This is a genomic window from Xanthomonas sp. CFBP 7698, assembly GCF_003600855.1.
Classification (GTDB): domain Bacteria; phylum Pseudomonadota; class Gammaproteobacteria; order Xanthomonadales; family Xanthomonadaceae; genus Xanthomonas; species Xanthomonas cannabis.
The window spans coordinates 988,306-1,012,394 of record NZ_PRDN01000001.1; the positions used below are offsets into that span (position 1 = coordinate 988,306).

Annotated in this window: 17 protein-coding genes and 1 other RNA gene; 10 read left to right on the plus strand and 8 right to left on the minus strand. The window is 64.1% G+C overall.

Features of this window, described 5'->3' with window-relative positions; genetic code table 11:
- Positions 1–53: 53 nt before the first annotated feature.
- Positions 54–560 (plus strand): transcription elongation factor GreB, encoded by a 507-nt coding sequence (gene greB, locus XnspCFBP7698_RS04175; protein ID WP_123137256.1) that lies wholly within the window; start codon positions 54–56, stop codon positions 558–560.
- A 154-nt stretch (positions 561–714) separates the two neighbouring features.
- On the opposite strand, the gene rimO is transcribed toward greB, so the two are convergent.
- Positions 715–2,088 carry a 30S ribosomal protein S12 methylthiotransferase RimO gene (rimO, locus tag XnspCFBP7698_RS04180; protein WP_123137257.1) on the minus strand — a complete coding sequence of 458 codons (1,374 nt, stop codon included), beginning with the start codon at positions 2,086–2,088 and terminating at the stop codon, positions 715–717.
- A 182-nt stretch (positions 2,089–2,270) separates the two neighbouring features.
- Here rimO and XnspCFBP7698_RS04185 point away from each other — a divergent pair, with 182 nt between their 5' ends.
- The 4 genes from XnspCFBP7698_RS04185 to XnspCFBP7698_RS04205 all read left to right on the plus strand — a co-directional run bounded on the left by XnspCFBP7698_RS04185 (position 2,271) and on the right by XnspCFBP7698_RS04205 (position 4,209).
- Positions 2,271–2,933 carry a dienelactone hydrolase family protein gene (locus XnspCFBP7698_RS04185; protein WP_047693204.1) on the plus strand — a complete coding sequence of 221 codons (663 nt, stop codon included), beginning with the start codon at positions 2,271–2,273 and terminating at the stop codon, positions 2,931–2,933.
- Complete coding sequence (locus XnspCFBP7698_RS04190; protein ID WP_123137258.1) at positions 2,930–3,367, plus strand: HIT family protein; 438 nt, start codon at positions 2,930–2,932, stop codon at positions 3,365–3,367. Before XnspCFBP7698_RS04185 ends, XnspCFBP7698_RS04190 begins: the two co-directional genes overlap by 4 nt.
- Positions 3,368–3,395: 28 nt before the next feature.
- Complete coding sequence (locus XnspCFBP7698_RS04195) at positions 3,396–3,563, plus strand: DUF5668 domain-containing protein (protein WP_003486900.1); 168 nt, start codon at positions 3,396–3,398, stop codon at positions 3,561–3,563.
- 460 nt (positions 3,564–4,023) lie between these two features.
- Positions 4,024–4,209 carry a DUF5668 domain-containing protein gene (locus XnspCFBP7698_RS04205; protein WP_047693207.1) on the plus strand — a complete coding sequence of 62 codons (186 nt, stop codon included), beginning with the start codon at positions 4,024–4,026 and terminating at the stop codon, positions 4,207–4,209.
- A 20-nt stretch (positions 4,210–4,229) separates the two neighbouring features.
- Here the strand turns inward: XnspCFBP7698_RS04205 and dcd are convergent, their stop codons facing one another.
- From dcd to apbC, 3 genes are all read right to left on the minus strand, one after another.
- Positions 4,230–4,799: a dCTP deaminase gene (gene dcd / locus XnspCFBP7698_RS04210; RefSeq protein WP_010366727.1), complete on the minus strand. Its 570-nt coding sequence runs from the start codon at positions 4,797–4,799 to the stop codon at positions 4,230–4,232.
- A gap of 104 nt (positions 4,800–4,903) precedes the next feature.
- A non-coding RNA gene (locus XnspCFBP7698_RS04215) (sX9 sRNA) lies at positions 4,904–4,979 on the minus strand.
- Between the two features lie 60 nt (positions 4,980–5,039).
- On the minus strand, positions 5,040–5,891 hold the full coding sequence (gene apbC, locus XnspCFBP7698_RS04220) for an iron-sulfur cluster carrier protein ApbC (RefSeq protein WP_104580497.1): 852 nt from the start codon (positions 5,889–5,891) through the stop codon (positions 5,040–5,042).
- A 331-nt stretch (positions 5,892–6,222) separates the two neighbouring features.
- Here apbC and XnspCFBP7698_RS04225 point away from each other — a divergent pair, with 331 nt between their 5' ends.
- From XnspCFBP7698_RS04225 to XnspCFBP7698_RS04245, 5 genes are all read left to right on the plus strand, one after another.
- Positions 6,223–9,213 carry a TonB-dependent receptor gene (locus XnspCFBP7698_RS04225; protein WP_123137259.1) on the plus strand — a complete coding sequence of 997 codons (2,991 nt, stop codon included), beginning with the start codon at positions 6,223–6,225 and terminating at the stop codon, positions 9,211–9,213.
- A gap of 367 nt (positions 9,214–9,580) precedes the next feature.
- A complete protein-coding gene (locus XnspCFBP7698_RS04230) occupies positions 9,581–12,628 on the plus strand; it encodes a TonB-dependent receptor (protein ID WP_123137260.1) in 3,048 nt (1,015 codons plus the stop codon).
- 245 nt (positions 12,629–12,873) lie between these two features.
- Positions 12,874–14,985, plus strand: a complete 2,112-nt coding sequence (locus XnspCFBP7698_RS04235; protein ID WP_123137261.1) for a M13-type metalloendopeptidase — start codon at positions 12,874–12,876, stop codon at positions 14,983–14,985.
- A 412-nt stretch (positions 14,986–15,397) separates the two neighbouring features.
- Positions 15,398–17,485, plus strand: coding sequence for a M13 family metallopeptidase (locus XnspCFBP7698_RS04240; protein ID WP_123137262.1), 2,088 nt, complete (start codon positions 15,398–15,400; stop codon positions 17,483–17,485).
- Positions 17,486–17,655: 170 nt separating this feature from the next.
- Entirely contained in the window at positions 17,656–19,668 is a 2,013-nt protein-coding gene (locus tag XnspCFBP7698_RS04245) for a M13 family metallopeptidase (protein WP_104580502.1), read from the plus strand.
- 214 nt (positions 19,669–19,882) lie between these two features.
- On the opposite strand, the gene XnspCFBP7698_RS04250 is transcribed toward XnspCFBP7698_RS04245, so the two are convergent.
- The 4 genes from XnspCFBP7698_RS04250 to XnspCFBP7698_RS04265 form a co-directional block, all read right to left on the minus strand.
- Positions 19,883–20,581: a rhomboid family intramembrane serine protease gene (locus XnspCFBP7698_RS04250; protein WP_047695727.1), complete on the minus strand. Its 699-nt coding sequence runs from the start codon at positions 20,579–20,581 to the stop codon at positions 19,883–19,885.
- A gap of 41 nt (positions 20,582–20,622) precedes the next feature.
- Positions 20,623–21,030: an MGMT family protein gene (locus tag XnspCFBP7698_RS04255; protein ID WP_081422515.1), complete on the minus strand. Its 408-nt coding sequence runs from the start codon at positions 21,028–21,030 to the stop codon at positions 20,623–20,625.
- Between the two features lie 435 nt (positions 21,031–21,465).
- Positions 21,466–22,836, minus strand: a complete 1,371-nt coding sequence (gene gorA / locus XnspCFBP7698_RS04260) for a glutathione-disulfide reductase (RefSeq protein WP_047695725.1) — start codon at positions 22,834–22,836, stop codon at positions 21,466–21,468.
- On the minus strand, positions 22,833–24,083 hold the full coding sequence (locus XnspCFBP7698_RS04265) for an FAD-dependent oxidoreductase (protein ID WP_123137263.1): 1,251 nt from the start codon (positions 24,081–24,083) through the stop codon (positions 22,833–22,835). The genes gorA and XnspCFBP7698_RS04265 overlap by 4 nt, the downstream gene beginning before the upstream one ends.
- Positions 24,084–24,089 lie beyond the last annotated feature (6 nt).

Below are 24,089 nucleotides of genomic sequence, written 5' to 3' on the forward strand. Positions count from 1 at the left end.
GCACGCCATGCGCGCTAGCATCGCGCCCCCGCCGTTCGATGCCCCGCCCGACCATGAGCCGCTGGCGCCCGCCTGCCGAAAAAAGCACCGCACTGATCACCCCGGAAGGCCATGCGTGCCTGAAGGCCGAGCTGGAAGAGCTGTGGCGCGTGCGCCGGCCGGAGGTGGTGCGCGCACTGGCTGCGGCCGCTGCGGAAGGCGACCGCTCGGAAAACGCGGAGTACACCTATCGCAAGAAGCAGCTGGGCGAGATCGACCGCCGCGTGCGCTACCTGAGCAAGCGCCTGGAAGCGCTGCGCGTGGTGGACACCGCGCCCACCGACCCGCAGGCGGTGTTTTTCGGCGCGCTGGTGGAACTGGAAGATGCCGACAGCGGCGAACTGCTGCGCTACCGCATCGTCGGCCCGGACGAAACCGATGCCGCACGCGGCTGGATCAGCATTGATTCGCCGCTGGCGCGCGCGCTGCTGAAAAAGCGCGTGGACGACGAATTCGACGCGCAACTGCCGTCTGGCAAGCACAGCTTCGTAGTGGTGTCGGTGGATTACACCGGCCAGTAGCCGCGTGATCGCATTCCGCTGACGCTCGGCGGCCGGGGCCAGGATGACCTTGGCGCGTGCAGAAGCGCACTTGTGCGCGATGGGGCTGTATCGATAAGGCCTCATCGCGCACAAGCGCGCTGCTACGGACTGCGGTGTCCCGACACGTGGCCGGTTACACCATCTGCAGATTCAACGACCGCCCTTGCTGGATCGCGCCATTGGCCGGCAGCGCATCGCCGAACAGGTCGTGCTCGTCGCTGTCGGTGATTTCCACGTCGACCAGGTCGCCCACCTTCAACTGGAGCTCGCCGCCGTTCTGGATATGCACCAGGCCGTCGATTTCCGGTGCGTCCGCGCGCGAACGTGCCACCGCGATGTCGTCTTCGATCAGATCCACCAGGCATTGCTGCACGCTGCCGATCTTGGCTTCCAGACGCAGCGCAGAGATCTCCGCCTGCTTGGCCATGAAGCGCGCCAGGCGCTCCTGCTTGACCTCTTCCGGCACCTGATCCGGCAGCGCATTGGCACTGGCGCCATCCACCGGCGAGTACGCGAACGCGCCCACGCGATCGAGCTGCGCCTGGTCCAGGAAATCCAGCATGGACGCGAACTCGGCCTCGGTTTCACCGGGGAAGCCAACGATGAAGGTCGAGCGCACGGTGATCTCCGGGCACATCGCCTTCCAGCGCTGTACGCGCTCCAGGGTCTTGTCCACCGCGCCCGGGCGCTTCATCAGCTTGAGGATGCGCGGGCTGGCGTGCTGGAACGGGATGTCCAGATACGGCAACAGCTTGCCTTCGGCCATCAGCGGAATGACGTCGTCCACGTGCGGGTACGGGTAGACGTAATGCAGGCGCGTCCACACGCCCAGCTCCGACAGGCCTTCGCACAACGCCTTCATGCGGGTCTGGTACATGCGGTCGCGCCACGGGCGCTCGTCGTATTTCAGATCCACGCCGTAGGCGGAGGTGTCCTGCGAGACCACCAGCAGCTCCTTGACCCCGCCACGCACCAGCCGCTCGGCCTCGCGCAACACTTCGTCCACCGGGCGCGAGACCAGATCGCCGCGCATCGAGGGGATGATGCAGAAGCTGCAGCGATGGTTGCAGCCTTCGGAAATCTTCAAGTAAGCGTAATGCCGCGGCGTCAGCTTGATGCCGTAGTCCGGCACCAGATCCACGAACGGGTCGTGCCGCGGCGGCAGCGCGGCGTGCACCGCTTCCATCACGCTCTGGTAGTCCTGCGGGCCGGACACCGCCAGCACCTGCGGGTAGGCCTCGCGGATCTGCTCCGGGCGCTTGCCCAGGCAGCCGGTGACGATCACCTTGCCGTTGGCATTCATCGCCTCGCCGATCGCATCCAGCGATTCGGTCACCGCCGAATCGATGAAGCCGCAGGTGTTGACCACCACCACGTCGGCGGCGTCGTAGCTGGGCACGATGTCGTAGCCCTCCACGCGCAGCTGGGTGAGGATGCGTTCGGAATCGACGAGCGCCTTCGGGCAGCCAAGGCTGACGAAGCCGACTTTGGGGTTCAGCTGGGACATGGAAGCAGGAGCCTGGGAGTGGAGCGGCCTGGGGCCTGGGCAGGGCCAATTATAGCGGCGCGCGGGCAGCGCTCTGAACCGTCATGCCTCGCCAGCGGGGTCGGCTTTGCGAAACCCTCACTTTTCACGATGCCGGTCCGGTCGATAATGCGCGCCTCCCCCGCCGCACATCAGGAATTCCCATGGGTCACTGGACCACGCTCGACACCCCCGACGGCCAGGTTGCTGCCTGGCACGCCACCCCCGCCTCCAGCCCGCGCGGCGGCCTGGTGGTGATTCAGGAGATCTTCGGCGTCAACGAACATATCCGCGCGGTGGCCGACGATTACGCCGCGCGCGGCTACGAGGTACTGGCACCGGCCTTCTTCGATCTGGAAGAAAAGGACGTGCAGCTGCCCTACGACCAGGAAAGCGTCCAGCGCGGTCTGGCCTTGGCCAATGCGGTCGGCCTGGAGCGCGCGGTGGAGGTGGTGAAATCCGCCGCCACGCTGCTGACCCGCGCCGGCAAGGTGGGCACGGTGGGCTATTGCTGGGGCGGCTCGGTGGCGCTGCTGTCGGCCATCCGCCTGGGCCTGCCCTCGGTGAGCTACTACGGCGGCCGCAACACCCAGCTACTGGACGAAACCCCCAAGGCACCGGTGATGTTCCACTTCGGCGAGCAGGACGCCAGCATTCCGCCCGAGGCGATCCAGGCGCACCGCGAGAAGCTGCCGCAGATGGAGACCTTCGTGTACCCCACCGGCCATGCCTTCAATCGCAGCATCGACCCCACCCACTACGACGCCGACAGCGCCGAACGCGCGCTGGAACGCACCTTGGGCTTCTTCGAAGCGCACCTGGGATGAGTGCACCGGCACCCGGCAGTGCTGTAGCGGACGGGTTTCAGCTGGATCCGCGCCTGGCGGCCGACACGGTGTTCGTCGCCGACGGGCCGTTGTCGCAGGTCCGCCTGATGGACGACACACGCTTCCCGTGGCTGGTGCTGGTGCCACGGGTGGCCGATGTCAGCGAGTGGGTCGATCTGGATGGCGGCCAGCAGCGTCTGTTGCTGGCCGAAATCAACCAGCTCTCGCAGTTGCTGCGCGTGGAGCCGGGCGTGGGCAAGCTCAATCTCGGTGCGCTGGGCAATATCGTGCGGCAGCTGCACGTGCATCTGGTCGGCCGCCATCCCGGCGATGCGGCCTGGCCCGGGCCGGTCTGGGGCAGTGGCAGCGCGCAGCGATTTGCCGCCGACGCCCTGCAGGAGCGTGTCGCGGCATGGGCGCAACGGCTACGATAGGCGCCCGTTCGCCAACCTGCCTTCTCGCATGAAATCCAATGTCGTCGCCGCGCTGATCCTGATCCTGGTGGGCCTGCTGTTCCTGGCCAACAACCTGGGCTGGACCAATCTCAGTCTTGGCCGGCTGATCGCCACCTGGTGGCCGGCGGCGCTGGTCGCCTGCGGCATCGGGATGCTGTTCGGGCGCGGCAAGTAGGTCGGGCGGGGATTCGGGAATCGGGATTGGGGAATCGTCAAAGCGGCGTGCTTGCGCTGAAGGTTCTCCGTTCAAAGAAGGTTCTCCGTTCGGCGGCTTGCTGTGATTCCAGGGAGGTGATGCCCGGTTCTGGTCCTGGCGTTGCAAACGAATCACCCGGCGCTCCCTTCTCCCGTCGGGACATTGCCCTTCTTTATGGGGGAGAAGGTGCCCCGCAGGGGCGGATGAGGGTACGGGCCAAGCTCATGCACTTGCCGGCTGCCCACTGCGCCAGGACATCTTGCTCTGCCGCATCTGCCCGAAAACTGACAGGCAACGCATTGCGTGCCCTGGCCAACCATCCTGACGCGCTCAGTAGCGATGCAACATGACAACTGTCATCCGCAACTGTTGACTTCTGGCACCTGATCGGCAGCCGTATCGCGCGCAGCATGGCCTCACACCAACCGAGGATGTCGCCATGCACTACCGCCTGATTCCTGCCTTGTTTCTGATCGTCCTGGGCGCGTTGTTTCTGCTGGACAACCTAGGGCTGGCCGATCTGGATGTGGGCCACCTGATCGCCACCTGGTGGCCGGCTTTTATGATCGCTGCCGGCGTGCGCCAGCTGCTGCGTTATCGCGAAAAAGCCGCCGCGACCTGCTGAAGGCCACGGCAGCCCGTGCCTCAGGTCCGCGGCAAGGTCACGCCGGTCTGGCCCTGGTACTTGCCGCCACGGTCCTTGTACGAGGTCTCGCACACTTCATCGGACTGGAAGAACAGCATCTGCGCCACGCCTTCGTTGGCGTAGATGCGCGCCGGCAACGGCGTGGTATTGCTGAATTCCAGCGTCACGTGGCCTTCCCACTCCGGCTCCAGCGGAGTCACGTTGACGATGATGCCGCAGCGCGCGTAGGTGCTCTTGCCCAGGCACACCACCAATGTGTCGCGCGGGATGCGGAAATATTCCACCGTACGCGCCAACGCGAAGCTGTTCGGCGGAATGATGCAGACATCGGATTCGATGTCGACAAAACTGCCCGGGTCGAAATGCTTCGGGTCAACGATCGTCGAGTTGATGTTGGTGAAGATCTTGAACTCGCGCGAGCAGCGCACGTCGTAGCCGTAGCTGGAGGTGCCGAAGCTGACGATGCGCTGCCCGGCGGCGTCGTGCTTGATCTGCCCGGGCTCGAACGGCTCGATCATCGCGTGCTGTTCGGCCATGCGCTTGATCCAGCGGTCGCTCTTGATGCTCATGCGGTGTTCCTTGAAGACGGAAGGCGGCGGGCCGAGCGGCCCGCGCGAAGACGGCGAATTCTAGCAAGCGGCCGGCATCGGCGGCCGGCCGGTGTACTGAGAGTAGCGAACACAACGTCGCGAGCAGACCTCAGGTGGGCGTAGACGGCGCTGGGGGACCGCAGTGTATGAGTGGTAGATGCCGATTCGAACACCGGCCGCGCCCGCCTGGCGGTGAGCGCAGTCGTTTAGCTGGTTGCTCTATAGCAGCGAGGCCGAAATCGGGATGCTGGCGCGCGGGCGCTTGCCCAACTCCTCGGCCAGGCGCGCGGCAGCGGCCAGGTATGCCTGCGCTGCTGCCGATTCCGGCGCGGCCACCACAATGGGTTGACCGGCATCGCCCTGCTCGCGGATCCCGATCGCCAGCGGCAACGACCCCAGCAACGGCACGCCGTACTGCGCGGCCATGCGCTCGCCACCGCCTTCGCCGAACAGGTGCTCGCGATGCCCGCAGTTGCTGCAGGTATGCACCGCCATGTTCTCGACGATGCCCAGCACCGGCACCTCGACCTTTTCGAACATCTTCAAGGCCTTGCGCGCATCCAGCGTGGCGATGTCCTGAGGCGTGGTGACGATCACCGCACCGGCTACCGGAATCTTCTGCGACAGGGTCAGCTGGATATCACCGGTGCCGGGCGGCAGGTCGATCAGCAGATAATCCAGGTCGTCCCACAGGGTGTCGTTGAACAGCTGGGTCAGGGCGGAAGTCGCCATCGGGCCGCGCCAGATCATCGGCGTGTCCTGATCCACCAACAGGCCGATCGACATCGCCTCGATCCCGAACGCGCGCAAGGGCTCGATCGACTTGTTGTCCGGGCTATCCGGGCGCCCGCTCAGGCCCAGCATCGCCGGCACGCTGGGGCCATAGATATCGGCGTCCAGCACGCCCACGCGTGCGCCCTGCTGCCGCAGCGCCAGCGCCAGATTCACTGCCGTGGTGGACTTGCCCACCCCACCCTTGCCCGACCCCACCGCAATGACGTTACGGATACGCGGATGCGGGGCCAGCGCGCCCTGCACTGCATGTGCGGCAATTCTGCGTTCGCCACTCATGCGTCGCGGCCCTGGGGTGCACCCGTCGCGGCGCGCGCGTGTTGTTTCAACTTCATCGCCATTGTCTACCCGGTTTCATCGTATGCGGAACGCAGCCACTGCCTGACCGTGCGCTCGCGAAGCCGTGCAGTTTACCGGCTCGTGTCCAAATCGCCGTACATGCCCGGCTACAGCGATATCCGGTCTCGATGCAAGCGCATGTCAAACACCGACATATTTCACAATTGTGGACACATGATTAAGGAGTTGTTACGTTCGAGATTCAGTTCAGCCAGCGCTCAGCGAGCCCAGCTGTTACCCCACATCGTCAGTACAGGAATCTGCAAAGGTCATGTCGAGTCGTCTCCCGCAACGCACCCGTCGTCATCGTTTGAGCGCCGCCTTGTTGGCCGCGCTGGTCGCACCGGCCGGCCACGTTGCCGCGCAATCGGAAAATGGCGTGGCGCCCGGCACCACCGATCTGGACAAGGTCACCGTCACCGGCTCGCGCATTGCGCGTACCGGTTTCGTCACCCCCTCGCCGGTCACCGCCATCAGTGCCGAAGAAATCCGCGCCACCGGCGCGACCACCATCAGCGATCTGATGGCACGCATGCCGGCGCTGGCGCCGAGCTACACCCTGGGCAATTCCACCCGCTTCATCGGTACCGCCGGCCTGGGCCTGCTCGACCTGCGCGGCATGGGCGTGGACCGCACGCTGGTGCTGGTCAACGGCCGCCGCCATGTGGGCTCCAGCCCCGGCTCGACCGCAGTGGACGTCAACACCATTCCGGTGGAATGGGTCGAACGCGTGGAAGTCATCACCGGTGGCGCGTCGGCGGTGTATGGCGCCGATGCGGTGGCGGGCGTGGTCAACTTCATCCTCAAGAAATCCTTCACCGGTTTCGAGACGCGCGCACAGACCGGCCTGGCCGATGAAGGCAATTACAACCGCTCGTTTGCCAGCTTCTCTGCCGGCACCGACTTTGCGCAAGGCCGCGGCAACATCGCCATCTCGGGCGAATACAGCAAACAGGACCGCTTCGGCCGCGGCAATCGTGCCATCGGCCGCGAGTACCTGGTCAGCGTGCAAAACCCCAGCTTCGACCCGAGCCGCCCGCCAAGCGAGAGCAACCCGCAGACCGTGCTCAGCGGCCCGGGTGGCAACCACGGCACCTCCTACGGCGGCACCTTCAACCTGGGCACGTTCGATTTCCGCAACCCGGCCACGTACGGCAACCGCTATCTGTTCAACGACGACGGCAGCTTCCGTCGTAACCGTTACAACGGCACGGTGGTGAGCAACACCTCGTGCGTGGATTGCGATTTTGCCGACCTCAACGCGGTGGCCGACCTGCAGCCGGGCTTCGACCGCAAGAGCGTCAATACCATGATCAACTTCGAGATCAGCGAAAACCATCGCGTGTTCTTCGAAGGCAAGTACAGCGAAACCGATTCGGAATTCTTCGGCCAGCCGGCATTCGACAGCTCGCTGCGCGTACGCCGCCAGAACCCGTATGTCAGCCCCGAACTCGGCGCGCTGATGGATTCGCGCGGGGCCACGCAGATCCTGATGAACCGCTTCAACGTCGACGCCGGCCGCCGCGGCGAGAACATCGAGCGCAAGACCTACCGTGCGGTGCTCGGTGCCGAAGGCAATTTCACCGACAACTGGACCTACGACGTGTCTGCCAACTACGGCAAGACCACGGTGGACCGGCTCAACCTCAACAACCGCATCAACGAACGTTGGCAGGCCGGCATCGATGCCGCGCGCGATGCCAGCGGCAACATCGTCTGCCGCACCACCCTGGATCCAAGCGCGATCAACCCCAACACCAGCCGGGTGTATTCGGCACTGGCGCGCGAGGGCTGCGTGCCCTTCAGCATCTTCGGCAACGGTGCAGTGAGCCCGGAAGCCGCTGCCTGGTTCAATACCACCGCGCGCTCCCAGGCCAAGATCCAGCAGACCGTGTTCAGCGCCTCGGTGGCCAATAGCAACCTGCTGTCGCTGCCGGCCGGCGACATCGGCATTGCCGGCGGCGTGGAATACCGCAAGGAGCAAAGCGAGGAAATCACCGACCCGCTGGCGGCATCGGGCGTGACCTTCCTCAATGCGATCCCCAACAGCGGCGGCGAATACACCGTCAAGGAAGTCTTCGTCGAAAGCACCATTCCGCTGCTGGCCGGGCTGCCGGGCGTGGATCGGTTGGCGCTGGATGTGGCTGGCCGTTATTCGGACTACAGCAGCATCGGCTCGACCAAGACCTGGAACATCGGCCTGGACTGGACCATCATTCCGTCGCTGCGTCTGCGCGGCACCCTCGCTCAGTCGGTGCGTGCGCCCAGCATCGGCGAACTGTACGACTCGCAGAGCGAGAACTTCGCCACCATCAACGACCCCTGTAACTACCTGCCCACCAATACCAATCGCCCGGGCACGGCGGGCGATGTGGGCTTGCGTCAGGCCAACTGCAATGCGCTGGGTGTGCCGGTGGGCTGGATCGACACCTACACGGCCACCCGCCCCGGCGTGAGCGGCGGCAACCCGGACCTCAAGCCGGAGCGCGCACGCAGCCTGTCCTATGGCCTGGTGTGGCAACCAGAGTTCTTCGAAGGCTTCGGCATGTCGATCGACTACTGGCGCATCGATCTGCGCGATGCCATCGGCACCGTGACGGCCGAGACCAATGCGACGCGTTGCGTGGATAACCCCGGTGGCATCGGCAACAGCTTCTGCGGTTTTGTGCAGCGCGCACCGCTGGGTGGCTTCACCGACCCGCAGGGCCGCATCTATCCCGAGCACAGCATCATCGGCTGGCAGGCATTGAATGAAAACCTGGCGCGTTCGCGTCGTGTGGGCGTGGACCTGGAAATGGACTATCGCTTCCAGCTCGGCGAAGGCAACACCGTGTTGCGCTTTGTCGGCACGCGCCTGATCCAGTCGCGCGAATGGGTGTTCCAGGATTTCCCGGCCGAATACGACGAGTACGTGACCTACGTGACCGACCCGCGCTGGCGTGCGCAGTTCCAGACCAAATACAACTGGAACGAATGGCGCGCCTCGTGGGACATGAACTACGTGGACGGCAACCTGCGCGTGACCCCGGAGAGCTACAACAGCAACCCGGGCTCGGCCAGCCCGATCAAGAACGGCTCGTACGTCTACCACAACTTCCAGTTCGGCTATCAGTTCCCCGGTTCGAAGATCGACGTCTATCTGGGCATCGACAACGCCTTCGACAAAGACCCGCCGCGTAATTACTTCGGCTCGGACTTCAACTCCGCGTTGTACGACAACGTGGGCCGGTTCTTCTATCTGGGAACGACCGTGCGGTTTTGAGGGATGTGAGGAAAAGAGCCCCGCTTGGTCGGGGCTTTTTTTTGCCAGACGTCGCAGCGAGGTTCCTCGTGTAGCGGATGCGCCGGTCGCAACCGCCTCAGCAGGTCGAGCTTGCTGCCTGAGGGTCGGCGTATCTGTATCGAATGTAACTAGCTCACGCTGGCAATTGTCGAGGTTGTTTGTTTCGGCGTGCTCTCTGCCGCCCTTTTGTGCCGAATTCACCGCTTCTTGCGCGGATTTCATCTATTTCATTAAGAAATGGTTTCAATCGCTTGCACCGTCAGACACAGATTCATTACGTTCGGGTTAAGGCCATCTGACTCCCCGATGACCGCCCCTTATCCGAAATCCAGTTTAAAGGTCAGGAATGAGCAATCAGTTTCGTCGCCAGGTCCTCAAGCGCACCGCCCTCGCCGTCGTGCTCGGTGCCTGCCTAGCCAACGGCGCGGTCTATGCGCAGAGCACCACCGGCAGCATCTACGGCAGTGCCCCGTCGGAAGCCGGCAGCACCATCGTCGTACAGAGCGACACAGGTCTTAGCCGCACCATCACCATCGATGCAAATGGCCGTTACAACCTCGGCTCGCTGCCGGTGGGCGCCTACACCGTTACCCTGAAGCGCGGCGACCAGGTCGTCGATACCCGCAAGAACGTGCAACTGCGCGTCGGCTCGGGCACTGAAGTCTCGTTTGCTGGGGCAAGTGCCGCAGGCAGCGCCGATGCAACCACGCTGGGCGCGATCACTGTCACCGCCGCCAATGCACCGAAGATCGATGTCAGCTCGACGAGTGCACGGTCGGTCATCACTTCCCAGCAGCTTGCGATCCTGCCACTTGGACGCAGCGCTGAAGCAATTGCGCTGCTTGCACCTGGCGCTGTCGCGGGAAGCGGCGCGTTTGATAACGGCTCACGCTCGGTCGTTTCATTCGGCGGCGCGGGCGTTACCGAAAATGCTTATTACATCAACGGATTCAACGTCAGCAATCCGCTCAGCAACTTGGGTGGCGTGAGCTTGCCGTATGGTGCCATCGACCAGCAGGAAACCTATACCGGCGGTTACAGCGCGCGTTACGGTCGTTCGACTGGCGGCGTGATCAATCAGGTGGGCAAGCGCGGCACCAACGAATGGCATTTTGGTGCTCAGGCCGTCTGGGAGCCTAAAGCGCTCGCAAGCTCGCCTGAGAACGTGCGCTTCCCCAACAACACACTGCCAGCCGATTTCGAATACACCAATGCAGACCAGCCGGGAACGCTCTACCGTAGCCGCAAAGACGACGCCGCCAACCGTACCGTCTATAGCGCTTATGCGGGCGGCCCGCTGATCGAAGACAAGCTCTTCGTATTTGTCGCCGGCGAATCCGACAAGACCGACGGCGTGTCCACCAACTCCAGCGCGGCAAGCATTCTGGGTCGCAACAATTACTCGTACAGCGCACCGAAGTTCTACGGCAAGATCGACTGGAACATCAACGACAGCAACATTCTGGAATACACCCGCATCGAAAGCACAGATCGTCGCGCGGGCTATTACACCGATTTCGACTACGACACCTTGTCCGGTGGTGGTCGTAGCGGGACGTTCGCCGATACCTACAAGATCAAAGACCGTTACGACATCTTCAAGTACACCGGGTATCTCACCGATGACCTGACCTTGAATGCCACCTGGGGCCGTAGCCGCCAGGACAATCTGCAGGGCAATCCGTACGTTTCCAACCTGCCTTACCTGCAGAATGTGACCAATCAGGATCCTGCACTGACCGGGGGTACGCCGATCACCAACGATCAGGCAAGCAACCGCACCAAGGCCGATCGCCCACAGAACAAGACCCGCAGCCTGCGGCTTGAACTCGAATACCGGCTCGGCGACCACGACCTGACCGCCGGCGTGGACAACATGTATTTCAATGCGTCTGATGAAGGTGTTCGCACCACTGGGCCCGGATACCAGTGGTTGTTCGCACGGCAGTCCAATCCGGCTGTCGACATCCGTCCTAGTCTGGGTGTCGGCCCGTCGGGCGGCAATGGCTACTATGCGCAGCGCCGTATCTTCACCACGACCACCAGCATGGCCGTTGAGCAGAAGGCGTACTACCTGGAAGATCGCTGGCAGGTCACCGACAAGTGGCTGGTCCTGCTGGGCATCCGCAACGACAAGTTCACCAACTTCAATAGTGCCGGCGCTCCGTACGTTGACAGTGGTGACCAGTGGGCACCACGTCTGGGCGTGAGCTGGGATGTGTTCGGCGATTCGTCGCTGAAGCTGTATGCCAACCTTGGACGTTACTACCTGGCGCTGCCAAACAGTGTTGCAGTGCGTGGAGCGTCTGCGTCCACCTACACCGACGAATATTTCGCGTATAGCGGCTTGGACGCAAACGGAGAGCCGACCGGCTTGAGAGCGCTGGGCCCGGGCCCGGTGTCTTCGAATGGCGAATACGGCCAGACGCCCGACCCGAATTCATTCGCACCGAGCGATCTGAAGTCTCAGTACCAGGATGAGTTCCTGATGGGCTTCGAAAAGACGCTCGGCGAGAAGTGGAACTCGGGTGCAAAGGTGACCTATCGCAAGCTGCAGACCGCGATCGACGATGTATGCGATACAGGCCGGATCGCCGACAAGCTCGCAGCCGGTGGCATTGACGCCTCATCGGTTGCCATTCCTGGTTGCGTGATGTTCAACCCAGGCGAAACCAACACCTACAACCTGGCCAATGTCGACGGCTCGGGCCGCACGCAGGTGCGTATGTCTCAGGAGGATTGGGGATTCACCAGTGGTGCCAAGCGTAACTACGTGTCGGTCGACTTGTTCCTGGAACATCCGTTCGACGAAAAGTGGTTCGGCCGCGTCGATTACACTTGGTCGCATCTGTACGGCAACACCGAAGGCCAGGTGAAATCCGATCTGGGACAGGCTGACGTTTCCAAGACGCAGGACTGGGACTCGGCAGAGCTGATGTACTACGCAGGTGGAAGTCTGGCCAATGATCGCCGCCATCAGCTCAAGGCATTCGGTGCCTATCAGTTCACACCGGAATGGATGGCATCTGCCACGGTGCGCGTGTTGTCCGGCACACCAAAATCGTGCTTGGGCTATTTCGGCCAGGGCGAGCAGGACCCGATCGGCTATGAGTCGGCTTACCACTATTGCGCCGGTTCTCCTTCGCGTCCGGGCGACGCAGGCCGCACGCCTTGGCTGACAAATCTGGATCTGGGCGTGACCTATCGCCCGTCATTTGCCGATCACAAGCTCGCCATCGGGCTGCAGGTCTTCAACGTACTCAATGACCGCGATGCCACACGTGCGGAAGCGGTGTACGGGGACGACCGTTATACGGTGTCCAACACCTATGGCATGGGCACCTACTTCAACCCGCCCCGCTTCGTCCGTCTCTCTGCGGCTTATGACTTTTAAGCGCAGCGTTCAGAACTAGAACACGCACTTCTCCACGGCCCCGAAAGGGGCCGTTTTTTTAGTGTGCCCCCTGCTGCAGCTGCGTCGGGAGCCTGCCTCCCGACCATCTACACACCCCGCACCCATGACCTTCGACACCATGCCATCCGGCTGGCGAGGCGTAGAGTGCCGGCCACGGCTCCGGCGACGGAGCTTCCCAATCGACTGCTGCTCCTGGAGCCTTTGTGATTCGAACACCTCACCTATTGACGTTGACCCTGGCCGTGGCGGCCGCGCTCAGTGGTTGCAAGAAATCCGACGACGCTGCACCGGCGGCCCCGGCCGGCGACGCCGCAACTGCGGCAGCCGCTGAGCCGGCGGCGCCCAAGACGCTGACCCTGGACCAGAGCAAGCTGCCGGCGGTGAACCAGTTCACTGCGGCAGACCTCGACCCCAACGGCAATGCCTGTACCGACCTCAACGCCTACGCCAATGCCAAGTTCCTGGCCGCCAACCCGGTGCCGGGCGACCGCACCAGCTGGGGCGCATTCGAGATGCTCGACGAGCGCTCCAATGCGATCCAGCAGCAATTGGTGGAACAGGCCGCTGCGGACACCAAGGCGACGGGCGTGGAGAAGATCGTCGGCGACCTGTGGTCCACCGGCATGGACGAAGCCAAGATCAACGCGCAGGGCATCGAGCCGCTGAAGCCGGAGCTGGCTGCCATCGACGCCATCAGCGATCAGGCCAAGCTGGTCGACTATCTGCGTAGCAGCGCGGCCAAGGGCAACAACGACCTCTTCAGTTTCGGCGCCGAGGCGGACTTCAAGAAGTCCAGCCAGAACATCGCCTATGCCATGCAGGGCGGCCTGGGTCTGCCGGACCCGGAGTACTACACCAGCGCCGGCAACAAGGCCAAGCTGGACGCCTACCAGGCGCACGTGGCCAAGGTGCTGGAACTGTCCGGCGTGGCTGCGGCCGATGCCGCCGCGCAGGCCAAGCAGGTGGTCGCGTTCGAAACCCGCCTGGCCAAGGTGTCCAAGACCAGCACGCAACTGTCGCGCGATGCCTCGCTGGCCTACAACCCGATTTCCCCGGCCGATGCCGACAAGCTGACCCCGAACTGGTCGTGGACCGAGTTCTTCAAATCGCAGGGCGTCACCACGCCGGAGATGTTCTCGCTGGCGATCCCGGCCTTCCACCAGGAAGTGAGCAAGATGATTGCCGACACCGACCCGGCGATCTGGCGCGCATACCTGCGCTTCCACACTGTCGATGGCGCTTCGCCGTACCTGAGCCAGCCCTTCGTCGATGAGAGCTTTGCGTTCTACAACAAGACCCTGCGCGGCCAGAAGGAAATCAAGCCGCGCTGGAAGCGCGTGCTGGCCACCATCAACGGCCAGACCGGTGAAGCGCTGGGCCAGATGTACGTCAAGGTTGCCTTCCCGGCCGAGTCCAAGGCCAAGATGGAAACCCTGGTGACCAATCTGCGCACCGCGCTCAAGGCCCGCATCGAAAAGCTGGACTGGATGAGCCCGGAGACCAAAACCAAGGCCATCGCCAAGTGGGAAAGCTTCACGCCCAAGATCGGCTATCCGGAAAAATGGCGTGAGTGGAATGGCCTGACCACCACCCGCGAGAGCTACCTGGGCAACGTGCAGGCCGCGGCCGAATACAACTACAAGTGGAACCTGTCCAAGATCGGCAAGCCGGTGGACAAGACCGAATGGGGCATGAGCCCGCAGACGGTCAACGCCTACTACAACCCGCTGCAGAACGAGATCGTGTTCCCGGCCGCCATCCTGCAGCCGCCGTTCTTCGACCCGAATGCGCCGGAGGAAATGAACTACGGCGGCATCGGCGCGGTGATCGGCCATGAGATGACCCACGGCTACGACGACCAGGGCAGCCGCTTCGGTGCCGATGGCAACTTCATCCCCGATCCGGGCTGGTGGACGCAGAAGGATCTGGACGCATTCAAGGCACGCACCGGCAAGCTGGTAGCGCAGTTCGACAGCTACCGCACGCCGGCCGGTGACAAGGTCAAGGGCGACCTGACCCTGGGCGAGAACATTGCCGACCTGGGCGGCCTCAATACCGCCTACGACGCGATGAAAACCGCCACCGCCGGCAAGGACGACCCGAAGACCGACGGCATCACCCGCGACCAGCGCTTCTTCCTCAACTGGGCCACGGTGTGGCGCCGCAACTTCACCCCGGAAGAACTCGTCGTGCGCCTGAAGACCGACCCGCATGCGCCGGCCAACTTCCGCGCCATCGGTGCACCGTCGAACATGCCGGCCTTCGCCGCTGCGTTCTCGTGCAAGGCGGGCGATGCGATGGTGCGTCAGGGCGACAAGCAGGTTGTGATCTGGTAATTGCGCGGTCGTTGTAAACGACGGGCGGCGATCGAGAGGTTGCCGCCCGTTCTTCTTTGGAGATGCCTTGTGAGGCTGCGCAATGCGGTCCGCGCCTTCAAGCGCCGCGCCAGCGCCACGCCAGCGCCGTGCACGATGCATTGACTGCACGCATCAGGTCCCGGCGACCACCAGGTGCATCGCGTCGGCGACAGAGAGTCCGTGCGCTCATGCATTGACCTGCACCACACCGCTGACGTTTGCGACGGCTGGTTCGGATTCGGGGCACGCCCGTTGCCATTTTCCCTGCGCCATCAGGCACCTGTTGTCCAGCAATCAGCACCCTAAATACAAGTCTCAACAAAGCTCAAACGCATGCGCCAGCACGGCAGAGCCCGCCTATTCTCGGTGCTCCTTCCTGCCACTTTCTGCCATGTCAGCCATCAAGACTTCAACACTCGCCCTTGCCCTGCTGGTCGCTTTGACGGGCTGCAAGCGCGCATCCGATGACAGCAGCGTACCGACGCAGGCACCCACTGCGGCCGCCACTCCATCCAAGCCGGCTTTCGATATCGAAGAGCTGGATACCGCGTCAAGCGCGTGCACGAATCTGGATACCTTCGTCAATGCCAAGTGGGACAAGGCCAATCCGATTCCGCCCGACCAGACCACTTGGGGCGTGTTCGACGAGCTCGTGGAAAAGAGCCTGGCCACGCAGCGACGGATTGTCGAAGCCGCCGCAAGGCAGGCAGACAAACAGGCCGATCCCCTGACCCGCAAGCTGGGCTTGCTGTACGCCTCGGGCATGGACGAACACGCCATCGAAGCAGCCGGCTACGACCCCATTCGTCCGCAGCTGGAGGCGATTGCCACACTCAGCTCCAGCACCGCGATTGCCGACTACATCACCAAACGCTACGCAGAAGGCGACGCACTGGTGTTCGATTTCGGTGCCGGCCCCGATTTCCACAAGGCTGAGCAGCAGATCGCGTTCGCCCAGGAAGGTGGCCTGGGGTTGCCGACCAAGGACTATTACACCGCTGCGCAATACGCTCCCATCCGCGCAGCCTACCTCGCCTACATCGCCAAATCCTTCGAACTCACCGGGAGCGATGCCGACACGGCCAAACGCCAGGCCAAAGACGTCATGACGCTCGAATCGCGCCTGGCCGCTGCATCGCTTGCGCCGACCGATGCCCGCCAGCCCAAGAACCGATATCACTTCCTCAGCGTCGCCGATGCCGACAAGATCACGCCGCACTTTTCGTGGACAACATTCTTCGCCGCGCAGGGCGTGGATGTCGGCCCCGGCTTCTCGCTGTCGCAACCACGCTTTTTTGCGGCATTCGATCAACAATTAGCCACCGCGCCGGTGGCGCAGTGGCAGGCATATCTGCGCTTCCATACCATCGATGAGGCGTCCAAGCAGCTCAGCAAGGCGTTCGTCGACAACAACTTTGCGTTTTATGGAAAGACGCTGTCCGGGCAGCCCGAACAACGGCCGCGCTGGAAGCGCGTTCTTCGTGCGGTCAACGGGGCCATGGGCGAAGGCCTGGGCGAACTGTACGTCGCCAAGGTCTTCACGCCCGACACCAAGCAACGCGCCGCCGAACTGGTGGACAACATCCGTGCCGCACTCAAGACACGGATCGAGCACGTCGACTGGATGAGCGAGCAGACCAAGGCCAAGGCCTTGGCGAAGTGGGAAACCTTCCTGCCCAAGATCGGTTACCCGGACACCTGGCGCGACTGGTCCGGGCTGGAGATCGTGCCCGGCGCGTATTACCGCAACCTGCAGGCCGCGGCAAAGTTCAACTACCACTACGACATTGCGCAAATCGGCAAACCCACCGATCGCAAGCGCTGGACGATGACGCCGCAGACGGTCAACGCGTATTACAGCCCCAGCACAAACTCCATCAGTTTCCCGGCCGCCATCCTGCAACCGCCATTCTTCGATGCCAACGCGGATGACGCACTGAACTACGGCGCGATCGGCGCCGTCATCGGCCATGAGGCGTCGCATGGTTTTGACGATCAGGGCAGCCAATTCGATGGCGCGGGCAACAATGTCAATTGGTGGACGCCGCAGGATCGCAAAGCCTTCGACGCGCGCACCGATGTGCTGGTCAAGCAATTCGACGCCTATGTGCCGCTGCCGAACCATCCAACCCTGCACGTCAACGGCAAGCTCACCCTGGGCGAAAACATCGCCGACCTGGGTGGCCTCAACATTGCCTACGACGCCTTGCAGACCGCACTGCGCACGCATCCCGAGCGCGCACGCACGATCGATGGCTACCGCCCGGAACAACGGTTTTTCCTGGGCTTTGCGCGCAACTGGCGCGAACAGGTCCGTGAGCAGCAGCAGCTGGTCTATCTGGCCTCCGACCCGCATTCGCCAAGCCACCTGCGTGCCATCGCCTCGCCGTCCAACATGCCGCAATTCGCCCAGGCGTTCTCCTGCAAGCCAGGCGATGCAATGGTGCGCCCGGACAAGGACCGCGTGGTGATCTGGTAAGCGCCTGCAAGCGCTTCCAACCCATGAGCGCACGCACAGGCCCGCACACGCGGGCCTGTCGCGTTCATGCAAACGGCCGGTACCGGAGACGAACGGCAGCGGGCGCATGCCTGCGCAGCACGCAGCCTTGCTAAACTCCGCCGACTTTACTCTGGCCACCTGTCTTCTCGATGCCCACCATTCGCCCGCTTGCCCTCGCTCTTGGCTTCAGCCTGATCACGCTGCTGTCCGCCCCCGACGCCGACGCCGCTCGCAAGAAGAAGGCAGCTCCCAAGGCCCCGGCCGTCTCTGCGGCCTGCACCGATTTCTACGACTACGCCAATGCCGGCTGGCTGAAGGCCAACCCGGTGCCGCAGGCCGGCGCCGTGACCGCGCTGGGCCAACTGTCCGACCGCGCACTGCAGCAGCAGCGTGAGTTGCTGGACGCCTCGATGAAGGCGCCGCAGGGCAATGTGCAGAAGCTGCTGGGCGATTTCTGGGCCAGCGGCCTGGATGAGGCCGCCGTGGAAAAGGACGGCTCCAACCCGATCGCCCCCTTGCTGTCGCGCATCGACGCGATCAAGAAGGCCAAGGATGTGCCCGCTTCGATCGCCGCATTGCATCAGGTCGGCATTCCGGTCGGCTTCAACTTCGGTCCCGATGTGGACCTGAAGGCGCTGGACCGCCACATCGGCTACTTCATGCAGGGCGGCATGGGTCTGCCCGACCCGGCGTTCTACACCCGTACCGATGCCGACACCCAGGCGCTGATGGGCCGCTACCGCGCCTACGTCAAGCAGATCCTGGCGCTGACCGGCACCCCGGCCGACAAGCTCGACGCCGATGCCGCCTCCGTGCTGCAGATCGAAACCGCGCTGGCGCGTAGCGCGCAGTCGGTGCAGGGCATCAACAACCCGTTCAACAACTACGCCCCGATCGCCACCAAGGAGCTGACCAAGCAGTACAAGAACCTGCGCCTGGCCGACTTCCTGGAGGCCCAGGGCGTCAAGGACGACCTGGTGTCGATGGCCGACCCGGCCATGTTCAAGCAGCTCGACAGCATGATCGTCAGCATCAAGCCGGAGCAGTGGAAGGCCTACCTGCGCTGGCGCGTGGGCGATGCGATGGCGCCGTACCTGTCCAAGAGCTTCCACGATGCCGAATACCAGTTCCGCGGCCGCCTGCTGCGTGGCGACGCCGTGGCGCCGCAGCGCTGGCAGCAGGTGCTGGATGCCATCAACGTGGCTGCCGGCCCGATGCTGGGTCGCGAATACGTGGCGCGTTACCTGAGCAGCGACACCCGCCGCCAGGCCGAAGCCATCGCCGACCAGGTGCGCGACGCACAGCTGGCCGCGCTGGAGCGCACCGGCTGGGGTAACGGCGAGGCAGTGGCAGAAGCCAAGGCCAAATTGACCGCGATGAAGATCGAAGTCGGCGCACCGCGTCGCGATCTGGATTACACCGTGCAGCCGATGGGCCGTGGCAGCTTCGGCGGCAACATGCTGATCGCCTCGACCTGGCGTCACCGCGAGGAAATGAAGCGCATCGGCAAGGGCAACGCCGACCGTCGCTGGGACGTGCTGCCGCAGCAGCCCGCCGTCGCCTATGACATTGCACAGAACCGCCTGATCGTCACCGCTGCCGTGTTGCAGGCACCTGTGCTGACCAGCGGCAGCACGCCGGCGGCCCAGTACGGCGCCTACGGCGCGCTTGTGGCGCACGAGCTGACCCGCGCGATCGACGCCAAGGGGTCGCTGGTCGATGCCAAGGGCGAGCTGCGTAGCTGGTGGACGCCGGCCGAAAAGACCAGTTGGACGCTGCTCACCGGCAAGGTGGCCAATCAGTTCGCTGCCTATCCGTACCCGGGCGTGCCCAATGCCAAGGTCAACGGCGCGCAGACCGCCGAAGAGAACCTGGCCGATCTGGCCGGCGTCGAATTGGCCTGGCAGGCCTTCAGCAAGGCGCAACCCGCCGCCACCGAAGCCGACAAGCAGGCCTTCTTCACTGCCTGGGCCGGCCTGTGGGCACAGCAACTGTCGCCGAACGAAGCGGTGCAGCGCGCCAGCGCCGACATCCGTGCACCGGGCCAGTGGCGCACCAATGGCCCGCTGTCGAACCTGCCGGAGTTCGGAGCAGCATTCACCTGCAAGCCGGGCCAGCCGATGCAGCGCGTGGACGCGGACCAGATCAAGATCTGGCGTTGATTCACGCGCCAGGAGGTCACTGGCAATCAACACGCAGTGGCAGGCAATGAAAAAGAGCGCGGAATCCGCGCTCTTTTTTTGTCTCCACGTTTGTCGATTTACCGACCAGCCTGAAACACGCTGAACGTAGGAGCGGACCTGGCCGCGACACGGCTTTACCTGTAACCGCCGTCGCGGCCGGATCCGCTCCTATGAATCGATGCGTAGTCCGACCTCAGCGCACCACGCGCAACGGCGGCTTGCGGCCCTTGCCACCGCCCTTGCGGCCGCCGCTGCTACCGAACGGCGGCTGGCCGCGCCAATAGCGGATCATCAGCCAGCCGAACAGCATGCCGCCCAGGTGCGCGAAATGCGCCACGCCCGGCTGCCAGCCGGTCGCGCCCAGAAACAATTCGATCGCGCCAAACACGATCACAAAGGTGCGCGCCTTCATCGGAATCGGCGGGAACAGCAGCATCACGCGCTGGTTCGGGAACAGCATGCCGTAGGCTAGCAATAGCCCGAACACACCACCCGAGGCCCCCACCACCGGCGCACCGCTCTGGGTGAACCAGGCCATCAGCAACTGGCACACGCCGGCCCCGGCCACGCACACCAGGTAATAGGTGAGAAAGCGCTTCTGGCCCCAGGTCTGTTCCAGCGGCGCACCGAACATGAAAAGCGCCAGCATGTTGAAGAACAGATGGTTGAAACCGCCATGCAGGAAGGCGTAGGTCAGCAACTGCCACGGCATGAAGCTGGCACCGGGCGAAAACGCATCGAAGCCGTTGGACAGCGGCCACAGCATCAGCCATGACAGCGTGCTATCGGATGGCAGCATGCCCGCACCCAGGTCGCCCACCGCCCACTGCAGCAGGAACAGGCCGATGTTGGCGATCAATAAGGCTTTGGTGACGGGCGGCAGTTGGGGCATGGCGGCATTCCTTCAGGATGCTGCAGATGATAACGGCAGCCCTATGAAGGCCCCCACACGGCCGCATCCAGCCGCTGTGCGGCACTGGCCCGGCGCACACGGCCCCGCTCCACCCGGACGCCCTCGGCACGCAGCCGCTGACATTGCTCGCGATGGCCTGCCGAGCCCTCGGGCAGCGCGATCCGGCCATCACTGCGCACCACGCGGTGCCAGGGCAGCTGCGGGTCGTCATTGCCGCTGAGCACGCGCGCCACCAGCCGCGCACGGCCCGGCAGGCCGGCGCGCTGGGCAACGTCCCCATAACCGGCGACCTCGCCCACGGGAATCGCGCGGATCACCTGGAGAATCCGCAGCCGCGCCTGCTCGCCGGACAGTGACTCACCCTTGGAGGCGACATGCCCTGCGGAGGTGGCGGATAGAAATGGCGTTGAAAAGCGAGATCTGGACATCGCGCAAGCATGCCAGCTGACGGGGTTGCATATGCGCGTGCGGATCGCCCCGTAGGCTAAGAGAAAGTTGCAAGCCCCTCTTCCCCGGGAGAGGGGTTGGGGTGAGGGTACGGCCGCAGCAAGCAAACCGCTCAGGCAACGCAATACGTCGTCATTCGCCCCGATTAGAGTACAAAAAGCTTTGAACATCAGATCGAGCTGGATCAATGAGTCGCTTGTGCTGAGGCCTCTCCTCGCTGGCAGAGGCTTCAATCCTGCTCCCATCGGGACATTGCCCCTTTATGGGAGAGAAGGTGGCGCCCAGCGCCGGATGCGGGTACGGCTGCCACTGGAAATCGCAGTCTGGCATCAAACGCGGCATCGCCTTATGCGCCGCAACATGGCAACCAAGCATCGATAGCGACGGCGACGGCGACGCCACCGCGTCGCCATCCCTCAATGCATCAACACGATCTCTTCCGACGAGGTGGGATGAATCGCCACCGTCTCGTCGAAGTCGCGCTTGGTCGCGCCCATCTTCACCGCAACCGCAAAGCCCTGCAGCATCTCGTCGGCGCTCTCGCCCAGCAGATGCACGCCAACCACACGCTCCTCCTGGCCTGCGCATACCAGCTTGAACAGGCTGCGCTGCGGCGCATCGGCCAGCGCATGCAGCATTGGGCGGAAGTTGCTGCGATAGACGCGCACCTCGCCGTTGTACCGTTCGCGTGCCTGCTCCTCGGTCAGCCCGACATGGCCCAGCGGCGGGTGCGAGAACACCACGCTGGGCACGCCGTCGTAGTCCATGCGCGCATCGGGCTGGTTGCCGAACAACCTGTCCATCAACTTGCGCGCCGCCGCGATCGCCACCGGCGTCAGCCCAACCTTGCCAGCCACATCGCCGATCGCATGAATGTTGGGCACATTGGTGGTCTGCCCGTCGTCCACCACCACCTCGCCCTTGTCGCCGAGCGTCACACCGACGCCATCCAGGCCCAGGCCGGCCGTGTTGGCGCGCCGGCCGATGGCAAAGAACACCTTGTCGAACACGTCGTTGCCTTGCTCGCGCGGATGCGCAGGATGACCATGCACGCGCAGCCCGCCCTGCGCATCGCGCTCCAGACCGGTGGTGGTGAAACCGAAATGCAGGCGTACGCCCAGGTGGCGCAGGTTGTCGGCCAACTGCAGCGTCAACTCCGCATCGAAGCGCTCCAACAGACGGTCGCTTTGCACGTACAGGTGCACGCGGCTGCCAAGTGCCTGCAACAGGCCGGCAATTTCCACCGCGATATAGCCACCCCCAACGATCGCCACGTGCGCTGGCGCATGACAGAGGTTGAAAAAATCGTCTGAAACCTCGCCATGCTCGGCGCCGTCCACGCCCGGGCGCAGCGGATGCGCACCGGTGGCGATGACGATGTGTTCGGCAGTGACTGGCACACCATCGCCACCCAGGATGGTATGACGGTCCTGCAACACGCCACGCTGCGGGATCAGGACCACGCCATCTTCGTTGAGACGCCGCCGATAACTCGCGTGGATGTTGGCGATGTAGCCCTGCCGATGCGTGACCAGCTCCTGCCATGCCAACGTGGGGCGCGGCACATCGAACCCCAGCGCGCCGGCCAGCTCGATCTTGCCGGCCAGATCGGCCGCCAGCCACATCGCTTTTTTCGGCACGCAACCCAGGTTGACGCAGGTCCCGCCCAGCTCGTCGGGCTCCATGATCGCCACGCGCGCGCCGTGTTTTGCCGCGCGAAAACCGGCCGCCAGCCCACCGGAACCGCCGCCCAGAATCACCACGTCGTAGTCGTAACGCGCACTCATGCGAATCGCTCCGCCCGGTAGGGATGCGGGTCCAGCGCAGGTGCGCGGCCCGTGATCAGGTCGGCCATCAGTTTTCCGCTTGCAGTGCTCATGCTGATCCCGAGCATGCCATGGCCAGCCGCGAGCCAGACGTGAGGACGCGCCGGCACGGCGCCCAGTACCGGCACATCGTCCCAGGTCATCGGTCGCCATCCATACCAGCGCTCGATCACTGCCGGCCCGCATGGCGCATGCAGATATTCGGCGGCCGCACGTTCCAGCGCAGCCAGGCGCGCGGGCGTGAGCTGGGTGTCGTGGCCGGAAAATTCCATCGTGCTGCCGATGCGCAGCCGGTCGCGCCACGGCACCACGAACACCCAGCGATCCTTCAGCACCACCGGGCGGCGCGGCATCAACGGTGGTGCGCTGTAAGTGATCGAATAGCCCTTGCCGGCCTGCACCGGCAGGCGTAGCCCGAGCTGCGCAGCCAGCTGCGGCGACCACGGCCCGGTGGCGATCACCACCTCACGTGCGTGCAGCACCGCCGGGCCGGTGTGCACGCAGACACCGGATGCCTCCGGCAGCACGGCATGCACGCGGCAGTGCTCATCGATCACCGCGCCCTGTGCGCGCAGCACCCTGGCCAGTTCCGCGGTATAGCGTTCCGGGCGCAGATGCGCGTCGCCAGGGAAATGGATCGCACCTGCGATGCCGTCGCGAAATGCCGGATCCTGCCGCGCGTAGTCGGCGCCATCGATTACCTGCGTCTGGATGCCCCACTGCGCCAGCACCTTGCATTCGGCGCGGTACTGCGCAAAGCGGCGTGCGTCGCCGAACACATAGTCCAGCCCATCGGTCCGGTAATCGCAGTCCAGCGCGTAACGCCTCACCCAGTCGTCCAGGCGCTGGCGCGCGTCGTGCAGCAAGGCCGCACGGGCATGCGCACTGGCGTGCCAGTCGCGCGCATTGCAGCGCCGTGCGAACCGCAACAGCCAGCGCCATAACGCCGGATCCAGGCGTGGCGGGATGTACAAGGGCGCGTCCGGCGTCAGCATCCATTTCACCGCCTGCGCGATCATGCCCGGCGCCGCCAGCGGTGGCGCATGGCTTGGCGTGATCGTGCCGCAGTTGCCGTGCGAGGTGGCAGCGCCCAACGCGCCGGCATCGAGCACGCGCACCTGACGGCCGGCTTCCACGAGCGCCAGCGCAGTGGCCAGGCCGATCGCGCCGGCACCGATCACCACCACGTCCTCGCGCACGGCGCTCACCTGCGG